Source organism: Arthrobacter sp. Y3225116, from assembly GCF_059091245.1.
In genome coordinates, this window is the sequence record NZ_JBNHGL010000052.1 from 1 (window position 1) to 16,921 (window position 16,921).

The 16,921-nt window shown below is 67.9% G+C and carries 16 protein-coding genes and 1 rRNA gene; 4 read left to right on the forward strand and 13 right to left on the reverse strand.

Annotated features, from left to right (window positions below; translation table 11 throughout):
- Positions 1 to 19: 19 nt before the first annotated feature.
- Positions 20 to 910: a ParA family protein gene (locus AC5RV2_RS07410; protein ID WP_493999437.1), complete on the reverse strand. Its 891-nt coding sequence runs from the start codon at positions 908 to 910 to the stop codon at positions 20 to 22.
- Positions 911 to 1,174: 264 nt separating this feature from the next.
- On the opposite strand from AC5RV2_RS07410, the gene AC5RV2_RS07415 reads away from it, so the two are divergent.
- Genes AC5RV2_RS07415 through AC5RV2_RS07430 form a run of 4 tightly spaced genes read left to right on the forward strand, consistent with a single transcriptional unit; the run spans position 1,175 to position 5,455 of the window.
- Positions 1,175 to 1,846: a GntR family transcriptional regulator gene (locus AC5RV2_RS07415; protein WP_494091847.1), complete on the forward strand. Its 672-nt coding sequence runs from the start codon at positions 1,175 to 1,177 to the stop codon at positions 1,844 to 1,846.
- Positions 1,847 to 3,367: an MmgE/PrpD family protein gene (locus AC5RV2_RS07420; protein WP_494091835.1), complete on the forward strand. Its 1,521-nt coding sequence runs from the start codon at positions 1,847 to 1,849 to the stop codon at positions 3,365 to 3,367.
- Positions 3,368 to 4,273 carry a methylisocitrate lyase gene (gene prpB / locus AC5RV2_RS07425; protein ID WP_494091836.1) on the forward strand — a complete coding sequence of 302 codons (906 nt, stop codon included), beginning with the start codon at positions 3,368 to 3,370 and terminating at the stop codon, positions 4,271 to 4,273.
- A 21-nt stretch (positions 4,274 to 4,294) separates the two neighbouring features.
- Positions 4,295 to 5,455, forward strand: coding sequence for a bifunctional 2-methylcitrate synthase/citrate synthase (locus AC5RV2_RS07430; protein ID WP_494091837.1), 1,161 nt, complete (start codon positions 4,295 to 4,297; stop codon positions 5,453 to 5,455).
- Here AC5RV2_RS07430 and AC5RV2_RS07435 read toward each other — a convergent pair.
- The 12 genes from AC5RV2_RS07435 to rrf form a co-directional block, all read right to left on the reverse strand.
- Positions 5,452 to 5,955, reverse strand: a complete 504-nt coding sequence (locus tag AC5RV2_RS07435) for an 8-oxo-dGTP diphosphatase (RefSeq protein WP_494067581.1) — start codon at positions 5,953 to 5,955, stop codon at positions 5,452 to 5,454. The two genes, AC5RV2_RS07430 and AC5RV2_RS07435, sit on opposite strands and share 4 nt — an antisense overlap.
- Before the next feature lie 101 nt (positions 5,956 to 6,056).
- Positions 6,057 to 7,028 (reverse strand): site-specific tyrosine recombinase XerD, encoded by a 972-nt coding sequence (gene xerD / locus AC5RV2_RS07440; RefSeq protein WP_494091838.1) that lies wholly within the window; start codon positions 7,026 to 7,028, stop codon positions 6,057 to 6,059.
- Between the two features lie 15 nt (positions 7,029 to 7,043).
- Positions 7,044 to 7,721 carry an NUDIX domain-containing protein gene (locus tag AC5RV2_RS07445; RefSeq protein ID WP_494091839.1) on the reverse strand — a complete coding sequence of 226 codons (678 nt, stop codon included), beginning with the start codon at positions 7,719 to 7,721 and terminating at the stop codon, positions 7,044 to 7,046.
- Positions 7,722 to 9,443 carry a CTP synthase gene (gene pyrG / locus AC5RV2_RS07450; protein ID WP_494091840.1) on the reverse strand — a complete coding sequence of 574 codons (1,722 nt, stop codon included), beginning with the start codon at positions 9,441 to 9,443 and terminating at the stop codon, positions 7,722 to 7,724. It lies immediately after the preceding gene.
- 118 nt (positions 9,444 to 9,561) lie between these two features.
- Positions 9,562 to 11,274 (reverse strand): DNA repair protein RecN, encoded by a 1,713-nt coding sequence (recN, locus tag AC5RV2_RS07455; protein WP_494091841.1) that lies wholly within the window; start codon positions 11,272 to 11,274, stop codon positions 9,562 to 9,564.
- On the reverse strand, positions 11,271 to 12,266 hold the full coding sequence (locus AC5RV2_RS07460) for an NAD kinase (protein WP_493999429.1): 996 nt from the start codon (positions 12,264 to 12,266) through the stop codon (positions 11,271 to 11,273). Before AC5RV2_RS07460 ends, recN begins: the two co-directional genes overlap by 4 nt.
- Positions 12,263 to 13,135, reverse strand: a complete 873-nt coding sequence (locus AC5RV2_RS07465; protein ID WP_494091842.1) for a TlyA family RNA methyltransferase — start codon at positions 13,133 to 13,135, stop codon at positions 12,263 to 12,265. Before AC5RV2_RS07465 ends, AC5RV2_RS07460 begins: the two co-directional genes overlap by 4 nt.
- Before the next feature lie 5 nt (positions 13,136 to 13,140).
- Positions 13,141 to 13,344, reverse strand: a complete 204-nt coding sequence (locus AC5RV2_RS07470; RefSeq protein WP_494091843.1) for a hypothetical protein — start codon at positions 13,342 to 13,344, stop codon at positions 13,141 to 13,143.
- Positions 13,345 to 13,404: 60 nt separating this feature from the next.
- Entirely contained in the window at positions 13,405 to 14,385 is a 981-nt protein-coding gene (locus tag AC5RV2_RS07475) for an HAD-IIA family hydrolase (RefSeq protein WP_494091844.1), read from the reverse strand.
- Complete coding sequence (locus AC5RV2_RS07480; protein ID WP_494091845.1) at positions 14,375 to 15,220, reverse strand: hypothetical protein; 846 nt, start codon at positions 15,218 to 15,220, stop codon at positions 14,375 to 14,377. Before AC5RV2_RS07480 ends, AC5RV2_RS07475 begins: the two co-directional genes overlap by 11 nt.
- A complete protein-coding gene (locus tag AC5RV2_RS07485) occupies positions 15,178 to 16,221 on the reverse strand; it encodes a hypothetical protein (protein WP_494091846.1) in 1,044 nt (347 codons plus the stop codon). Before AC5RV2_RS07485 ends, AC5RV2_RS07480 begins: the two co-directional genes overlap by 43 nt.
- 430 nt (positions 16,222 to 16,651) lie before the next feature.
- Positions 16,652 to 16,768: ribosomal RNA gene (gene rrf / locus AC5RV2_RS07490) — 5S ribosomal RNA — on the reverse strand.
- Between the last annotated feature and the right edge of the window lie 153 nt (positions 16,769 to 16,921).

Genomic DNA, 16,921 nt, shown 5'->3' on the forward strand with positions numbered 1-16,921 from the left:
GGCGCCGGCGCCGGCGTCATCAGGGGGCGCCGCCGCGGGCGATGAGCTCCTTGGCCAGGTCGCGGTAGGCGGTCGCGCCGGCGTGGTTGCCCGCGTAGCTGGTGATCGGTTCCGCGGCGACGGTGGCGTCGGCGAACTTGATGGTGCGTTTGATCACGGTTTCGAAGACCTTGTCGCCGAAGGCTTCCAGCAGCCGGCCGATGACCTCCCGGCTGTGCAGGGTGCGGGCGTCGTACATGGTGGCCAACACGCCGTCGATCTGCAGGCGCGGGTTCAGCCGGTCCTGCACCTTTTCGATGGTCTCCACCAACAGCGCCACCGCGCGCAGCGCGAAGAACTCGCAGATGAGCGGAATGATCACGCCGTGGGCCGCGGTGAGCGCGTTGACGGTCAGCAGGCCCAGCGAGGGCTGGCAGTCAATCAGGATGACGTCGTAGTCGTCCTCGACCTTGCGCAGCGCGTGGGCCAGGACCTGTTCGCGCGCCACCTCGTTGACCAGCTGCACTTCCGCGGCCGAGAGGTCGATGTTGGCCGGCAGCAGGTCGATGTTTTCCACGTCCGTGGGCTGGATCGCCTCGCGGATGTCGGTCTTGCGGTCCATCAGCACGTTGTAGACGGTCAGGTCCAGCTCATGCGGATTGGTGCCAAGCCCCGCCGACAGGGCGCCCTGCGGGTCGAAGTCGACCAGCAGGACCTTGCGGCCGACCTCGGCCAAGGCGGCGCCTAGATTGATGGTGGACGTGGTCTTGCCGACACCGCCCTTTTGGTTGACCATTGCCACGATGCGCGCGGGGCCATGGGACGTTAGGACGGGCGGTTCAGGGAACTCGGTCAGCGGCCGCCCGGTCGGGCCCAGGACATCCTCGTCCGCTTGCCGCAGAGTGGTTGTCGAACCTTGTTCGCTGCTCACGTATCTAACCCAGCTTCCATCGTTTCGCTGCCGTTCTTCTTCCTGACAAGGTTACAGTGACCGTCCTGTTATCGATCGACAGGCCGCTGATGATCGGCGAGCCTTTAGCTTCAAGTAGAGGTCTAAGGTTTAGGCTGCGCCGTCGGTACATGAGGGCAGGCCCGACGGCGGTGCCGGATCGGCATGTATACAAAACGGAGCATTTTTCCCGATGTGCCTCGCTTTTCCCGCAGTTTTGTATACACTGGCGGGATGAAGCAGAACTTGCGTGCCGGCGAACGGGCGTATTGGACGCTGCGCGAGGACATTGTGGAATGGCGGCTGCCCCCGGGCACGGTTTTGGCCGAGGTTGAGCAGGCCGCCCGGCTGGGCATCTCCCGCACGCCGCTCCGCGAGGCGCTGGGCCGGCTGACCGCCGAAGGGCTGGCCACGCCCCACACCGGACGCGGCGTCGTCGTCGCCGACGTTTCACTGGAGAACGTCACCGAGCTCTTCGAACTGCGCACCGCACTGGAGTGCCAGGCGACGGCTTTGGCCGCCAAACGCGGGGAACCGGCCGAATTCCGGCAGCTGCAGCAGGAATTCCTCGCGGCTGCCGAGGCCATGCGCGGCGCCGTCCCGGACGCGCAGGCCTACTACCGGCTGGTCGGCCGGCTGGACGCCGCGGTGGACCATGCCGCCGCCAATACCTACCTCCGCCAGGCGATGGCCAACCTGCGCGTCCACTTGGTGAGGATCCGGCGGCTCGCACGGGACAACCCGGCCCGCCTGCTGGCCTCGGCGGCCGAACACGCCAACATCGCCGGCGCCATCGCCGACGGCGACAGCCAGGTGGCAGCCGCGGCCACCCGCATCCATCTTCACCAGAGCCTTGAACACTTCAAGACCACCGATCCGAAACACCGGACCGACCTGCCAGCCGAGAGGACATTCTGAATGACCGTCAACCATCATGTGCGCGTCTACCGCAGCGAAGAGAACCTGCCGCGCGAGGACCAGCTAGCCCAGAAGATTGCCCGCGTGGCCACCGACCCGGTGGAAGTTTCCGCCGACGCGGCCGAGATGATCATCAACCGGATCATCGACAACGCTTCGGTGGCGGTCGCCTCGCTGAACCGCGGGCCGATTATCGCCGCGCGTGCGCAGGCGCTGAGCCACCCGGTCTCCGGCGGCGGTCAAGGCGCCGGCATCTTCGGCATCACGCAGAAGACCTCGCCGGAGTGGGCGGCGTGGGCCAACGGCGTGGCCGTGCGCGAACTGGACTACCACGACACGTTCCTGGCCGCCGACTACTCGCACCCGGGCGATAACATCCCGCCGATCCTCGCGGTGGCCCAGCACGTGGGCGCGAACGGCCGCGACGTGCTGCGCGGAATCGCCACCGGTTACGAGATCCAGGTGAACCTGGTCAAGGCCATCTGCCTGCACAAGCACAAGATCGACCACGTGGCCCACCTGGGTCCGTCGGCCGCCGCCGGTATCGGCACCCTGCTGGGCCTGGATACGGAGACCATTTTCCAGGCCGTGGGCCAGGCGCTGCATACGACGACGGCGACGCGCCAGTCGCGCAAGGGCGAAATCTCCACGTGGAAGGCCCACGCACCGGCCTTCGCCGGCAAGATGGCGGTGGAGGCAGTGGACCGGGCCATGCGCGGCCAGACCTCCCCGGTGCCGATCTACGAGGGCGAGGACGGCGTCATCGCCTGGCTGCTGGACGGGCCGGGCGCCTCCTACGACGTGCCGCTGCCGGCCCCGGGAGAACCGAAGCGGGCCATCCTGGACACCTACACCAAGGAGCACTCGGCCGAGTACCAGGCCCAGGCCTGGATCGACCTGGCCCGCAGGCTGCACCGGGAACACCCGGAGGCCACCGACGCGGAAAACGTGAAGTCCGTGCTGATCAGGACCAGCCACCATACGCACTACGTGATCGGCTCCGGCGCGAACGATCCGCAGAAGTACAGCCCCACGGCCTCCCGCGAGACGCTGGACCACTCGATCCCGTACATCTTTACCGTGGCGCTGCAGGACGGCGCCTGGCACCACGTTGATTCGTACGCCCCCGAGCGGGCGGCCCGGCCGGACACCGTGGCGCTGTGGCAGAAGGTCAGCACCGAGGAAGACCCGGAGTGGACCCGCCGCTACCATTCGCTGGACATCGCCGAGAAGGCCTTCGGCGGCTCCGTGGAGATCACCCTGGCCGACGGAACGGTGATCACCGACGAGATCGCCGTGGCCGATGCCCACCCGCTGGGCGCCCGCCCGTTCGCCCGGGAACAGTACGTTTATAAGCTGCGGACCCTGGCCAAGGGCATCGTCGACGATGCCGAAATCGACAGGTTCCTGGCCGCCGTCGAGCGCCTGCCCGAACTGACCGCCGGCGAGCTGGACCAGCTGAACATCCAGGCCGCCGACGGCGTCATCGACCCCGCGGCCGGACCGAAGGGGCTGTTCTAAATGCTCTACTCCGCCAACACCCCGGAGCAGAAGCGCCGGACACTTCGCGAGGGGCTGGCCTCCGGGAAGCTGCAGCAGTTCCCCGGCGCGTTCAATCCCCTCTCGGCGCGGCTGATCCAGGAGAAGGGGTTCGACGGCGTCTACATCTCCGGCGCCGTGCTGGCCAACGACCTGGGGCTGCCGGACATCGGGCTGACCACGCTGACCGAGGTCGCCACCCGGGCCGGGCAGATCGCGCGGATGACCGACCTGCCGGCCCTGGTGGACGCCGATACCGGCTTCGGCGAGCCGATGAACGTGGCGCGCACCGTCCAGGAACTGGAAAACGCCGGCCTGGCCGGCTGCCACATCGAGGACCAGTTCAACCCCAAGCGCTGCGGCCATCTGGACGGCAAGAACGTGGTGGACCTGGAGACCGCCAGTAAGCGGATCCGCGCCGCCGCCGACGCCCGCCGGGACCCGAACTTCCTGATCATGGCGCGCACCGACATCCGGGCCGTGGACGGCCTGGCCGCCGCGCAGGACCGTGCCCGCGCCCTGGTCGACGCGGGCGCGGACGCCATCTTCCCCGAAGCCATGAGGACCCTGGAAGAATTCGCTGCCATCCGCCAAGCCGTCGACGTGCCGGTGCTGGCCAACATGACCGAGTTCGGCAAGAGCGACCTGTTCACCGCGGACCAGCTGTCCTCCGTGGGTGTGAACATGGTGATCTATCCGGTGACCCTGCTGCGCAGCGCGATGGGCGCGGCCGAGCGGACCCTGGACGCGATCAAGGCCGACGGAACCCAGCAGTCACAGGTCGCGGACATGCTCACCCGTGCGCGTTTGTACGAATTGGTGGATTATGAGGCGTATAACCAATTCGACACCTCTGTATTCAATTTCCACGTGCCCGGCCGGCACTGACCACAAGACATAGGAGTCGCTATGAGCACCGATGCATCAACCGAAGCACCGCAGATCCGCAAGGGGCTGGCCGGCGTCGTCGTCGACACCACGAAGATTTCCAAGGTCAACGCGGAGACGAACTCGCTGCTGTACCGCGGCTACCCGGTCCAGGACCTGGCCGCGCACTGCAGCTTCGAAGAAGTGGCCTACCTGCTGTGGAACTCGGAGCTGCCGGACAGCGACCAGTTGCGGGAGTTCACCGCGGCCGAACGCGGCGGACGCGCGCTGGACCCGGTGGTGAAATCGGTCATCGATGCCCTGCCGGTCGAGGCCCACCCGATGGATGTCTGCCGGACCGCCGCCAGCGTGATCGGGGCCCGGCACCCGCTGGCCGGGGATTCCTCTCCGGCGGCGAACATGGCCAAGGCCGTGGAGCTGCTGGCGGCCTTCCCGGCGGTCGTCGCCTACGACCAGCGCCGGCGTCGCGGCCAGGACCTGGTGGAACCGCGCGCGGACCTGGGCTACGCGGCGAACTTCCTGTGGATGTCCTTCGGTGAAGAGGCCGCGCCGGAAGTCGTGGACGCGTTCAACGTGTCGATGATCCTGTACGCGGAGCACTCGTTCAACGCGTCCACGTTCGCGGCGCGGGTGATCACCTCCACGCTCTCCGACCTGCACTCGGCCGTGACCGGTGCGATCGGCGCGCTGAAGGGCCCGCTGCACGGCGGAGCCAACGAGGCGGTCATGCACACCTTCGAGCAGATCGGCATCCGCCCTGACGAGCCCCGCGAGGAAGCCGCCGCACGCGCCCGGACCTGGATGGAACAGGCGCTGGCCGAAAAGCAGAAGGTGATGGGCTTCGGCCACCGGGTCTACAAGCACGGCGATTCCCGGGTACCGACCATGAAGGCCGCGCTGGACAAGATGATCGAACACTATGGGCGGCCCGAAATACTTGGCCTCTACGACGGCCTCGAGCACGCGATGGCCGAGGCGAAGGACATCAAGCCGAACCTGGATTACCCCGCCGGCCCCACCTACCACCTGATGGGATTCGACACCGAGATGTTCACCTCGCTGTTCGTGGCCAGCCGCATCACCGGCTGGACCGCGCACATCATGGAGCAGTTGGAGTCGAACTCGCTGATCCGGCCGCTCAGTGAATACAACGGGCCCGCCCAGCGGGAGCTGGGCCGCTAAATCTGCCAGGCCACGCGGTGGCCGGTGTCGAGATTCTCGACGCCGGCCACCGTTTCGTTATCCGGCTGCATCAGCACCCGCAGCCGCGGCCGCTGCCCCGACAACGCCAGCGGCAGCCAGTGGCCGGCGTCCTGCCACATCTGCGCCAGCGGCAGCCGGTCCACCCGGTACCAGGCCGGCGCGATTTCCGCGGACTCGACCGGGTCGCCCTCCCACCGCCGGGCCACGAAGAGCGCGGTGTCCATGTTCCACGGGGGCTGGGCCGGGAAATCAAAGAAGATCCGTCCGGCCTGCTCCAGGGCCTCGGGCCCGACGCGGACTCCGGTCTCTTCCTGCATTTCCCGGCAGGCCGCGTCGTCGTCGCCCTCCCCCGGCTCCACTTTGCCGCCGACCCCCACGACCTTCCCGGTGCCGAACCCGGTCTTCTTCCGGCCGAGCAGCACGTAACGGCGCCCGGCTTCCTCCCGGAGCAGGAAGCACAGGGCAACGGCGACAGTCATGGCAGCGAGTCTAGCCCGGCGCGACGGCGCCGACGGTCCGTTCCGGTGCAACCGGTCCGTGCCCGCGGATACGCCAGCGGGCCCGAGCGCGCGGAGCCGCCTCAGCCCCGGGCCCGCGGATGCGCCGCCGCGTAAACTTCGCGGAGGGTCTCGGCGGTGACGAGGGTGTAGATCTGCGTTGTGGTGACGGACGCGTGGCCCAGCAGTTCCTGCACCACCCGGACGTCCGCGCCGCCCTCCAGCAGGTGGGTGGCGAAGGAGTGCCGCAGGGTGTGCGGGGACACGGGCTGGGTGATCCCTGCCTTCTCCGCGGCGGTTTTCAGAATAGTCCAAGCGCTTTGGCGGCTCAGCCGGCCCCCGCGGGCGTTGAGAAACAAGGCCGGTGTGCCGCTCCCCTTCGCGGCCAGGCCCGGACGTCCACGGACCAGGTACGCGTCGGCCGCCTGCGCGGCGAAGGAGCCCAGCGGCACCAGCCGCTCCTTGGATCCTTTGCCGAACAGACGGACGACGGCGGGGCCGTCGCTCTGCGGTTCGACGCTGACATCGTCGACGTCCAGGCCGACGGCTTCACTGATCCGGGCGCCGGTCGCGTACAGGAACTCCAAGAGCGCCCGGTCGCGCAGCCCGGTGGGGGTGTCTGCCCCCGCAGACTCCAGGATCCGCGTCACAGCGGCCACGGAAATCGCCTTCGGCAGGCGTTTGCCGGGCATCGGCGGGTGCACGTCAGTCGCGGGGTCGGTCTCCGTGACCCCTTCGAGCGTCCAGAACTTATGCAGCCCCCGCACGGCCACGATGGTCCGCGCCGCGGACCTGACGCTCAGGGCGGCGGCGCCGTCAGACCCCTCGGCGATGGCCTGGGCGAAGGCCGTGACATCGTGCCGGGTCACCGTGGCCGGCTCCTCGACCGCGCGCGCCTGCAGGAACCGCAGGTAACGGCCCAGGTCCCTGCGGTAGGCCGCTACGGTGTTGGCGGCCAGCCCGCGTTCCACCGCCATGTGCTGCAGGTAGTCGCCCGCGGCGCGGCCCAGCGGCGTCGCGGTGAACTCGTCTCCCTTGGCGGACGGGGCCTGCACAGGCGCGATGGCGGATCAGTCCCGGCCGGTTCCGGCGGCACCGTCCGGGCGCTGGCTGGGGTGCTCCGGCCACGGCGCATCGGCCGGGCGCAGGTCCTCGAAGCCGGTGGCGGCAGCGCGTGCGGCGGCAAGCACCCCGGTCACGGCCGACGGATTGTGCAGCCGTCCGGCCATGACCGCGTCCACCGCGTCGTCCAGATCCACCCAGAGGTGCTCGATTTCGGCCTCCTCGTCGGTGCGCTGGTGCCGCTGGGCCTCCGGCACCTCGGAGAGGTCGCGGGCCAGGTAGATCCGGATTGCCTCACTGGAAGAGCCGGGCGAATTGAAAAAATCCACCAGCACGTTCCAGCGCGCGGCCATCAGGTCGGCTTCCTCGGCCAGTTCCCGCACCGCGGCATCGACGAAGTCCTCGCCGTCCACGTCCAGCAGGCCCGCCGGGATTTCCCACAGCGACATCCTGGTGGGCTGCCGGTACTGCCTCAGCAGCAGGACCCGTCCCTCCGTGTCCATCGCCAGGATGGCCACCGCCCCCGGATGAGCGATGTAGTCGCGCACCAACGTCTCGCCCGTGTCCGGGCCCAGCGTGAAGGTGTCGCTGACCACGTCCCAAATGCGTCCGCGGTAAACGGTTCGGCTGTCGACCAGCGGACGCGGGTCAGGGATGTCGGCAAAGGCCGCGGGGTGCGCCGACACTCAGGCTCCGGACTTTGCCGTGGCCTTGGCCTTGCCGTGTTGCAGTGCGGCGGCGACGAGGCCGGCGAACAGCGGGTGCGGCCGCGTGGGGCGAGAGCTGAGTTCCGGATGCGCCTGGGTGGAGACGTAGTACGGGTGCACGTCGCGGGGCAGTTCGACGAACTCCACCAGCTTGCCGTCCGGGGAGGTGCCGGAGAAAACCAGGCCCGCCGCGGCCAGCTGGTCGCGGTATTCGTTGTTGACCTCGTAACGGTGGCGGTGACGTTCGCTGACCTTGGTGCTGCCGTAGGTCTCCGCGACAACGGACCCGGACTGCAGGGCTGCCTCGTACAGGCCAAGGCGCATGGTGCCGCCCAGGTCGCCCTTGCCGTCGACGATGTCCAGCTGCTCGGCCATGGTGGCGATCACCGGGTGCTTGGTGTCCGGATCAAACTCGGTGGACGAAGCGTCTTCCAGTCCCACGATGTTGCGGGCGTACTCCATCACCATCGACTGCAGGCCGAGGCACAGGCCCAGGGTGGGCAGCTTGTGTTCGCGGGCGTACCTGAGGGCGCCGAGTTTGCCCTCCAGGCCGCGGATGCCGAAGCCGCCGGGCACGCAGATGGCGTGCACGCCGTCGAGGGCGGCGGCTGCGCCTTCTTCGGTGGCGCAGTCGTCGGAGGGAACCCAACGGATCTTTACCTTGGTCTGGTTGGCGAAGCCGCCGGCGCGGAGCGCTTCGGTCACCGACAGGTAGGCGTCGGGCAGGTCGATGTATTTGCCGACCAGCGCCACCTCGACGTGGTGCTTCGGGTTGTGGACCGCCGACAGCAGCCGGTCCCACTTGGTCCAATTGACATCCTTGAACTTCAGGTCAAGGTGCTGCACGATGTACGCGTCCAGGTTCTGCGAGTGCAGGGTCTTGGGGATGTCGTAGATGCTCGGCGCATCCGGGCAGCCAATGACCGCGTCGATGTCCACGTCGCACATGCGGCCGATCTTCTCCCGCATCGCCGCAGGGACTTCCCGGTCGGACCGGATCACGATGGCGTCCGGCTGGATGCCGATGGAGCGAAGCGCGGCGACGGAATGCTGTGTCGGTTTGGTCTTCAACTCATGCGACGGGCCGATGTACGGCACCAGCGACACGTGCAGGAAGAACACGTTGTTGCGCCCGACATCCTGCCGGACCTGGCGGGCGGATTCGAGGAACGGCTGCGATTCGATATCGCCGACGGTGCCGCCGATCTCGGTGATGATCACGTCCGGAACCTTCTTGCCCGCGACAGGCTCGGCGGGCAGGCGCATGCGGCGCTTGATCTCGTCGGTGATGTGCGGGATGACCTGAACCGTGTCGCCGAGGTATTCGCCGCGGCGTTCCTTCGCGATCACGGTGGAGTACACCTGGCCGGTGGTCACGTTTGCCGAACCGTCCAGATTCTCGTCCAGGAACCGCTCGTAGTGTCCGATATCCAGATCGGTTTCCGCGCCGTCGTCCGTGACGAAGACTTCACCGTGCTGGAAGGGATTCATCGTGCCCGGATCCACGTTCAGGTAGGGATCGAGCTTCTGCATCGTCACGGAGAGGCCGCGGGCACGGAGCAGGTGGCCGAGGCTTGAAGCCGTCAGTCCCTTCCCGAGCGAGGACGCCACGCCGCCGGTGACAAAGATATGTTTGGTCGTCTTAGACGACTTGGAAAACCGGGAATTAGTTCGCTGCACCACGGAATTCGAGCCTATCACCTTTCTGGACGCCCTCGGATCTCAAGGCCGTTCCGACCGCTGCCGGGTGTGCGAACGCACACCCGCCGGTCAACTGCTCCCCCGCCGGCGGCGGGGCTGGTCGTGCCTGTAGCCGATGCTACAGCGCCCTCGCTCCGTCAATCAGTTCCTGGGCGTGGGCGCGGGCGGAATGGGATTCTTCCTGGCCGGCAAGCATGCGGGCCAGTTCGGTCACCCGCTCTTCGTCGTCGAGCAACCGGACGTCGCTGGCGGTCATCCCGCCGTCGTCCCCGCCGGCCGTCTTGATCACGCGGATGTGCTGGTCTGCGAAGGCCGCCACCTGCGGCAGGTGGGTTACCACTATGACCTGCACGTAGCGCCCCAGCATGGCCAGGCGGCGGCCGATCTCGACGGCCGCCTTGCCGCCGACGCCGGCATCCACCTCGTCGAAGACGAAGGTGGGCACGGGATCGACTTCCGCCAGCACCACTTCGATGGCAAGCATCACGCGGGACAGTTCACCGCCGGAGGCCCCCTTGCCCAGCGGACGCGGCGGGGCGCCCCGGTGCGGCTTCAGCAAGAACGTGATGACGTCGGCGCCGTGCACGGTCAGGGCGGGCGCCGGTTCGATATCGATCAACAGTTCGGCTTCGGCCATGGCCAGCGCCGACAGTTCTGCGCCGACCCGGCGGCCGAGTTCGGCTGCGGCGTCACGCCGCAGCGCCGTCACCGCGGCTGACTGGACGGCCAGGGCGGAGTCCAGTTCGGCGATTTCCGCCTCCAACCGCTCGATCCGGCTGGAGTCGTCGGTCAGATCTTCCAAACGAGTGCGGGCCTGAACGGCCCACTCGAGCACTTCGTCGATGCTCGGCGCGTATTTGCGCACGAGCCGCGCCAGGTCGGCCCGGCGTGCTTCGACCTCCTCCAGCCGGCCCGGCCCCTCGCTGTCCAGCGATGCGCCGTAGCTCGCCAGCTCCGCGGCGACGTCGGCAAGGATGATGCCGACCTCGGCCAGTCGGGCCGCAGCGCGGCCCAATTCGGCGTCTTCGTCCTGGACCTGCTCCAGCGTCCGCTTCGCCGCGTCGACCAAAGCCGTCGCGTCCGGAGAGTCGGTGTACTCCTCGGCCACGAGTGCCTGGTGCGCCAAGGTGGCAGCAGCACGCAGTTCCTCGACGTTGGCCAGCTTCACGGCCTCAGCCTTCAACGCGTCGTCTTCACCGGGCTGGGGATCCAGCCCGTCGATCTCCTCCAGGGCCTGCTGCAGCGCCTCGGCTTCGCGCAGGCGTTCGCGGGCTTCGGTCCGCAGGGTCTCCAGTTCGGTGCTGGCTTCCTTCCAACGGGCGAACGATGCTGCATAACCGGACAACGCCGTGGTGAGGGCTTCACCGGCAAACTTGTCCAGCGCCTCCCGCTGCGCCTGCTGGCTCTTGAGCCGCAGCTGGTCTGTTTGGCCGTGGACCGCCACCAGGTGGCCGCCGATCTCGGCCAGCGTGCCCACCGGCGCTCCCCGGCCGCCGACGTGCGCGCGGCTGCGGCCATCGGCGTTCACCGTCCGGGCGAGCATGAGTTCGGCTCCGCCGTCGAACTCGTCGATGTCAGCGCCCGCCTCACCCGCGCGGGCCAGGGCAGGACTTCCCGCGGCAAGCCGAACCACGGCCTCGGTCACGGCGTTGCGTGCTCCGGTCCGCACCGCCCCGGCGTCCGCGCGGGCTCCCAGCAGCAGGCCGAGCGCGGTGACCACCATGGTCTTGCCCGCACCGGTCTCGCCCGTCACCACCGACAGGCCGGGCCCCAGCGGAAGCGTAGCCTCGGTGATCACACCGAGGTTCCGGATCCGGATTTCTTCGATCACTTCGGCGCCTCCTGGCTTGGCTGGGCGTATCGAGGTTCCACTGTCCGCACGGTAGGCAGGGACGAGGTCGGCGGCTGTTCTTCCGAGGGGCTGACGGGGCCGCGCCATCCCGACGTCGGTAGCTCAAATTTGCGGACCAAACGCTCCGAGAACGGCGTTCTCCGGGTCCGGGCCAGCCGCACGGGTTTGTTGGAGCGCGTCACTTCGATCCGGGAACCGGGCGGCAGCTCCAGGCTTCGGCGGCCGTCGCACCACAGTACGCCGTTGGCATCGCTGCGGCTGAGCACTTCCACCGCCATGATCGAATCCGGGGCAACCACCAGCGGTTTGGCGAACAGCGCGTGGGCGCTGATCGGGGTCATCAGCAGGGCTTCCACCTGAGGCCAAACCACCGGCCCGCCCGCGGAGAAGGCGTAGGCCGTGGACCCCGTAGGGGTGGCCATCACCACGCCGTCGCAGCCGAACGAGCTGATTGGCAGGGCGTCGACCTCGACCACTACTTCCAGCATCCGCTGCCGGTCGCCTTTTTCCACCGCCGCCTCGTTCAGCGCCCAGGTATGGCCGATCTTGCGCTTGTCCAGCCACACCTGGACGTCAATGGTCAGGCGCTCTTCAACCGTGTATTCGCGGTTCACCACCCAGTGGACCGTCTGGGCCAGGTCCGCCCGCTCGCTCTCGGCCAAGAAGCCGACGTGTCCGAGGTTGACACCCAGCAGCGGGACGTCCGATTCCCGGACCAGTTCAGCCGAGCGCAGGATGGTGCCGTCGCCGCCGAGGACCATGCCCAGATCAACGCCGTCCAGGCCGATGTCCTCGTCCAGTATTTCGGTGGGAACGGCCAGCTCGCCGTAGGTCTCCTGAAGGTGTCCGACCTCTTCCCGTCGCATGACCGGCACCAGGCCGGACGAGTGGAGTTGGGCGCACGTTTCCTGGGCGGCCGCCAGGGCGTCTGCGCGCCCGGTGTGCGCGAGCACCAATATCCGCCGGCTCATCGCTCCACTCCCGGTTCCTGCCCTCTCGGTTCATCCAACTGGTTCGGCCGTCCTCCCCGCTCCCGCGGGAAACCGGCCATGGCCGCGTCCACTGCCTCCTGAAGCACACTACCCGTTCTGCGCTCCGTGGCCCCCGGGGGAACACTTATCCACAGGAAATATTCGACGTTCCCGTCCTGGCCGGGAAGCGGGCTGGCCGCCAATCCGCGGATGTCCAGCCCCCGTTCCAACGCTGCGGCGACAACGTTGCGTACCGCCCGGTACCGTTCCGCGTCGGAACCGACGACGCCGGTGCGCGCCAGCCGCTCGCGGCCAACCTCGAACTGCGGCTTGACCATCAGCAGAAGATTCCCGGCCGGACGGGTCGCATCGGCCAAAGGTCCTATGACCATGGTGAGGGAGATGAACGACAGGTCCGCGACGGTCAGGTCCACCGGGCCGCCGATCGCTGCCGGGTCGAGATACCGGACGTTCAGGCCTTCGAAAACCCGGACCCTGCTGTCCGTACGGATAGCATCGACGAGCTGGCCGTGTCCGACGTCCACGGCGACGACCTCCCGCGCGCCGAAGCGCAGCAGTACATCGGTGAAACCGCCGGTAGAAGCTCCGGCATCGAGGCAGCGCAGGCCCGCCGGATCAACTGCGGGGAAGGCCGCCAGTGCACCGGCAAGTTTGTGTCCGGCCCTGCTGACGTAGTCGGGGCCTCCGTCTGCGGCCACGGCCAGCTGGTCGTCCGGGCCGACGGCGGCCGCCGCCTTGGTCAGAACAGTTCCGGCACGGCTGACCCGCCCGGCCGCTATGAGCTTGGCTGCATGGGTACGGGACCGTGCCAATCCGCGCGATACGAGCTCCTGGTCCAGTCTGGGCATAGGGCTCAATCAGCCTCGGTCTCCAGCTCGGCCAACAAATCGTCGTGAATCTGCTGGTACACGTGTTGGTGCCCGCGTACCGGAAGCTCCGTAATCCGGGCCAGGCCGGAGATGATCGCGTCGACCGGCTCGTCGGCCGTGGAGTCGCCGGGGACCGGCCACTGCGGCTGCATCCTGCCGCCGCTTTCCCCTGATTCTGGCAGGTCCAAGCTATCCTCCCTCGCGTCGGCGGCTGTACCCAACCGCATGAGCCAGTCTAATATCGGCCTTCAATCGGCCAGGTCAGGCGCGGCCGCGGACGCCTGGTGCGGATGGGCATCCCACCAGGCCGCGCAGGCAGCGCGCCAGGTGTCCACATCCTCCCGGCTTCCGAAGACATTCAGCTTCCCGTTTTCGACGGCGGCCACTGCAGCACCGCAGCGGAACCCCGAGCCGTCAGGGGTAACGGCAGGATAGGGCCGGTACAGTTCGGTCAGGCTGCCCAGCAGATACCGTGGCCGTTCCGCCGTGCGCGCGGCGAGGATCGTTTCGACCCCGTCGATGCCGGTCAAGACGACTGCCGTGTCCATGCCCGCGTTGTTGCCGCCCAGGATGTCGGTATCGAGCCGGTCCCCCACCACCAGCGGCCGGCGAGCTCCCAACGCCGCAGCGGCCGTCGTAAAGATGCCCGCTTCCGGCTTTCCTGCGACCAGGGGCACCGCGCCGGTGGCTGCCTGGACGGCCGCCACCAGCGAACCGTTTCCGGGGGCGATGCCACGCTCTCGGGGAATGGTCAGGTCGGTGTTGGTGGCGATCCAGAAGGCGCCAGCGGCGACGGCGAATGATGCCTCCGCCAAGTCCTTCCAGCCCAGCTCCGGGTCGAACCCCTGGATCACGGCGACCGGGGCATCGAGGGCGGAGCGGACCGGCACGAAGCCCTGGGCGGCTGTTTCGTCCGCCAGGGTTTGGCTGCCCGTGACCAGGACCTTTGAGCCGGCCGGAACATGCCGGGCAAGCATCAGCGCACCGGCGCGTGCCGACCCGAAGACCTGGTCGGCGGTGGCCGGGGCACCGAGCTCGCGCAAATGAGCGGCCACCTGCGCCGCTGACCGCGACGCATTGTTGGTGATGTAGCCCAACGCCGTCCGGGTCTCCGCGAGGCGCCGCAACGCCTCGACGGCTCCGGGGATAGCCTGGTGCCCGGCGTACACGACGCCGTCCAGATCGGACAGCACGGCGTCGTAGCCGGAGATCAGCGGCTTACCCGTCATCGTCCCTGCTGGCCTGGGCAGGCGCGGTGCCGGGAGCGCCGGTGTCTTCGATGTCCGTCGCAGCTGGAGCAGCCGCTTCATCGGAGCCGGCCGGAGAGTCAGCCGCAGGCTCACTCTCACCGTCGTCCGGCGCTGACTCTTCAGATTCGCCCGGCCCGGCCGTGTCGGCGTCGTTGATGAGACCCCGCACATCGGTCACGGGGCCAGCTTCGCGGCGGTCGTCACCCGGTTCCATCTCATCGCCGATCAAGTCGACAATCTCGGGCTCGGCAAAATCTCCCACGCCCAGGGCGTTTTCGGCCACCATTGCCTGGCGCCTCCACTGCTGTGCTTCCTCGCCGCGGTTAGCGGCATCCAAGGCGTCCGCATACGCCCGGAAGAGCCGCGGGCTGTAGGAGAAGGCCCTGTTCCGGTCCAGTTGCGGAATCTCCAAGGCCGAAACCGCCGCATCGTACTGCTCCAGATCGGAGCGGGCACCGGAGGCCACAATGGCCAGTTCCACCTTGCCCGCCGTATCCAGTGTTGCGGCGTCTTCTGACCGCGTCAGCTCCAGCGCCCTGTCCGGCCGCCCGAGGCCACGTTCGCAGTCGGCCATGATCGGCAGGTGCTCATTGGAACCGCTGATGCGACGGAAGGTGCGAAACTCCCTGAGGGCTTCACCGTAGTGACCGGCCGCGTATGCGGTCAGGCCGACGGCCTCTCGCACCGGAGCCATGCGCCCGCCCCTGCGGCTGGCCGCCAAGGCGTGCTGGAAGGCCAGTTCCGGTTCCTCGTCCAGCAGTCGTCCGGCCATCACCAAGTGCTTGGCAACCCACTCAGCGTTCTTGGATTCCAAGGTCCGCAGCTGCGCGCGCGTGACACGGTCCAGCTCGGCACCCGTGACGTCGGGGTCGATCTCCGGTGAACGCGGGCGGTCGACCCGGTTGGAACTGCGCAGGTCTCCGGCATTGTGATCAGGTGCTCCGCCGGCGCGGTCGAACGACCTGCCACCGCCGTCCTGGCGGGGACGGTCTCCGCGGTCCTGACGAGGCCGGTCACCAAAGTCCCGACGCTCACCACGATCCTGACGCGGCCGATCGTCACGCGAACGGAAACCACCCGCGCCACCGGAGCCGCTGCTGCCACGATCCTGACGAGGACGATCACCAAAGTCCCGACGCTCACCACGATCCTGACGAGGCCGGTCATCGCGCGAACGGAAACCACCCGCACCACCGGAACCGCCGCGGTCGCGGTCCTGACGAGGACGATCACCAAAGTCCCGACGCTCACCACGATCCTGACGAGGCCGGTCACCAAAGTCCCGACGCTCACCACGGTCTTGACGCGGCCGGTCATCGCGTGAACGGAAACCACCCGCACCACCGGAACCGCCGCTGCTGCCACGGTCTTGACGAGGACGGTCACCAAAGTCCCGACGCTCACCACGATCCTGACGCGGCCGGTCATCGCGTGAACGGAAACCACCCGCACCACCGGAACCGCCGCTGCCGCGGTCCTGACGGGGACGGTCACCAAAGTCCCGACGCTCACCACGATCCTGACGCGGCCGATCATCGCGTGAACGGAAACCACCCGCACCACCGGACGCGCTGCCGCGGTCCTGACCGGGACGGTCATCGCGTGAACGGAAACCACCGGCGCCGCCGGACGCGCTGCCGCCACGGTCTTGACGCGGCCGGTCACCAAAGTCGCGGCGCTCACCACGATCCTGACGAGGACGGTCATCGCGTGAACGGAAACCACCGGCGCCGCCGGACGCGCTGCCGCCACGGTCTTGACGCGGCCGGTCACCAAAGTCCCGACGCTCACCACGATCCTGACGAGGACGGTCATCCCGCGAACGGAAACCACCCGCACCACCGGAACCGCCGCTGCGTCGGTCCTGGTTGTCGGGGCGCTTTCTATCTCCGCCCTCGGCGGAGCGCTCGGCTCCCGACCGGTTGCCAAAGTTGCCTCTGCCTGCACCCCTGTCGTCTCGTCCTTCACGACCCCGGAAATCAGCCATGCCGGAACTCCTCTCAGTGCGGGCCAAGGTCGAACCAGCCAACCACAGCCATCAAAAATCTCTATGAAATGCGTGTCTTGTTGTGGGCGCAGTCATCTGTGGCGCGCCCGTACCATCGATCCATTCTAGTCCAGCGGACTGTTATGCCAGTTGCAGACAACCGCCGCCGGACTGTGACTCCACTAACGAACCGGCATCCTGGTTAAACGCGGGAAGGCCCCGCCATCGTTGGCGGGGCCTTCCCGGTGTTCAAAGAATGTCCGGCGGCGACCTACTCTCCCACACCCTCCCGAGTGCAGTACCATCGGCGCTGTGGGCCTTAGCTTCCGGGTTCGGAATGGGACCGGGCGTTTCCCCCACGCTATGACCGCCGTAACCCTTCGTGCACGCCCGGAACCCTATGGTGGGGGGTTGCCTGGCGGCAAATCTGGTGGTTACAAGCTTGTGCTTGGAACTGTATTCAATTGTTTGTTCCCTGGACGACAACGGGTTGTTGTCTGGGAACCACATAGCGGACGCGTAGCATGT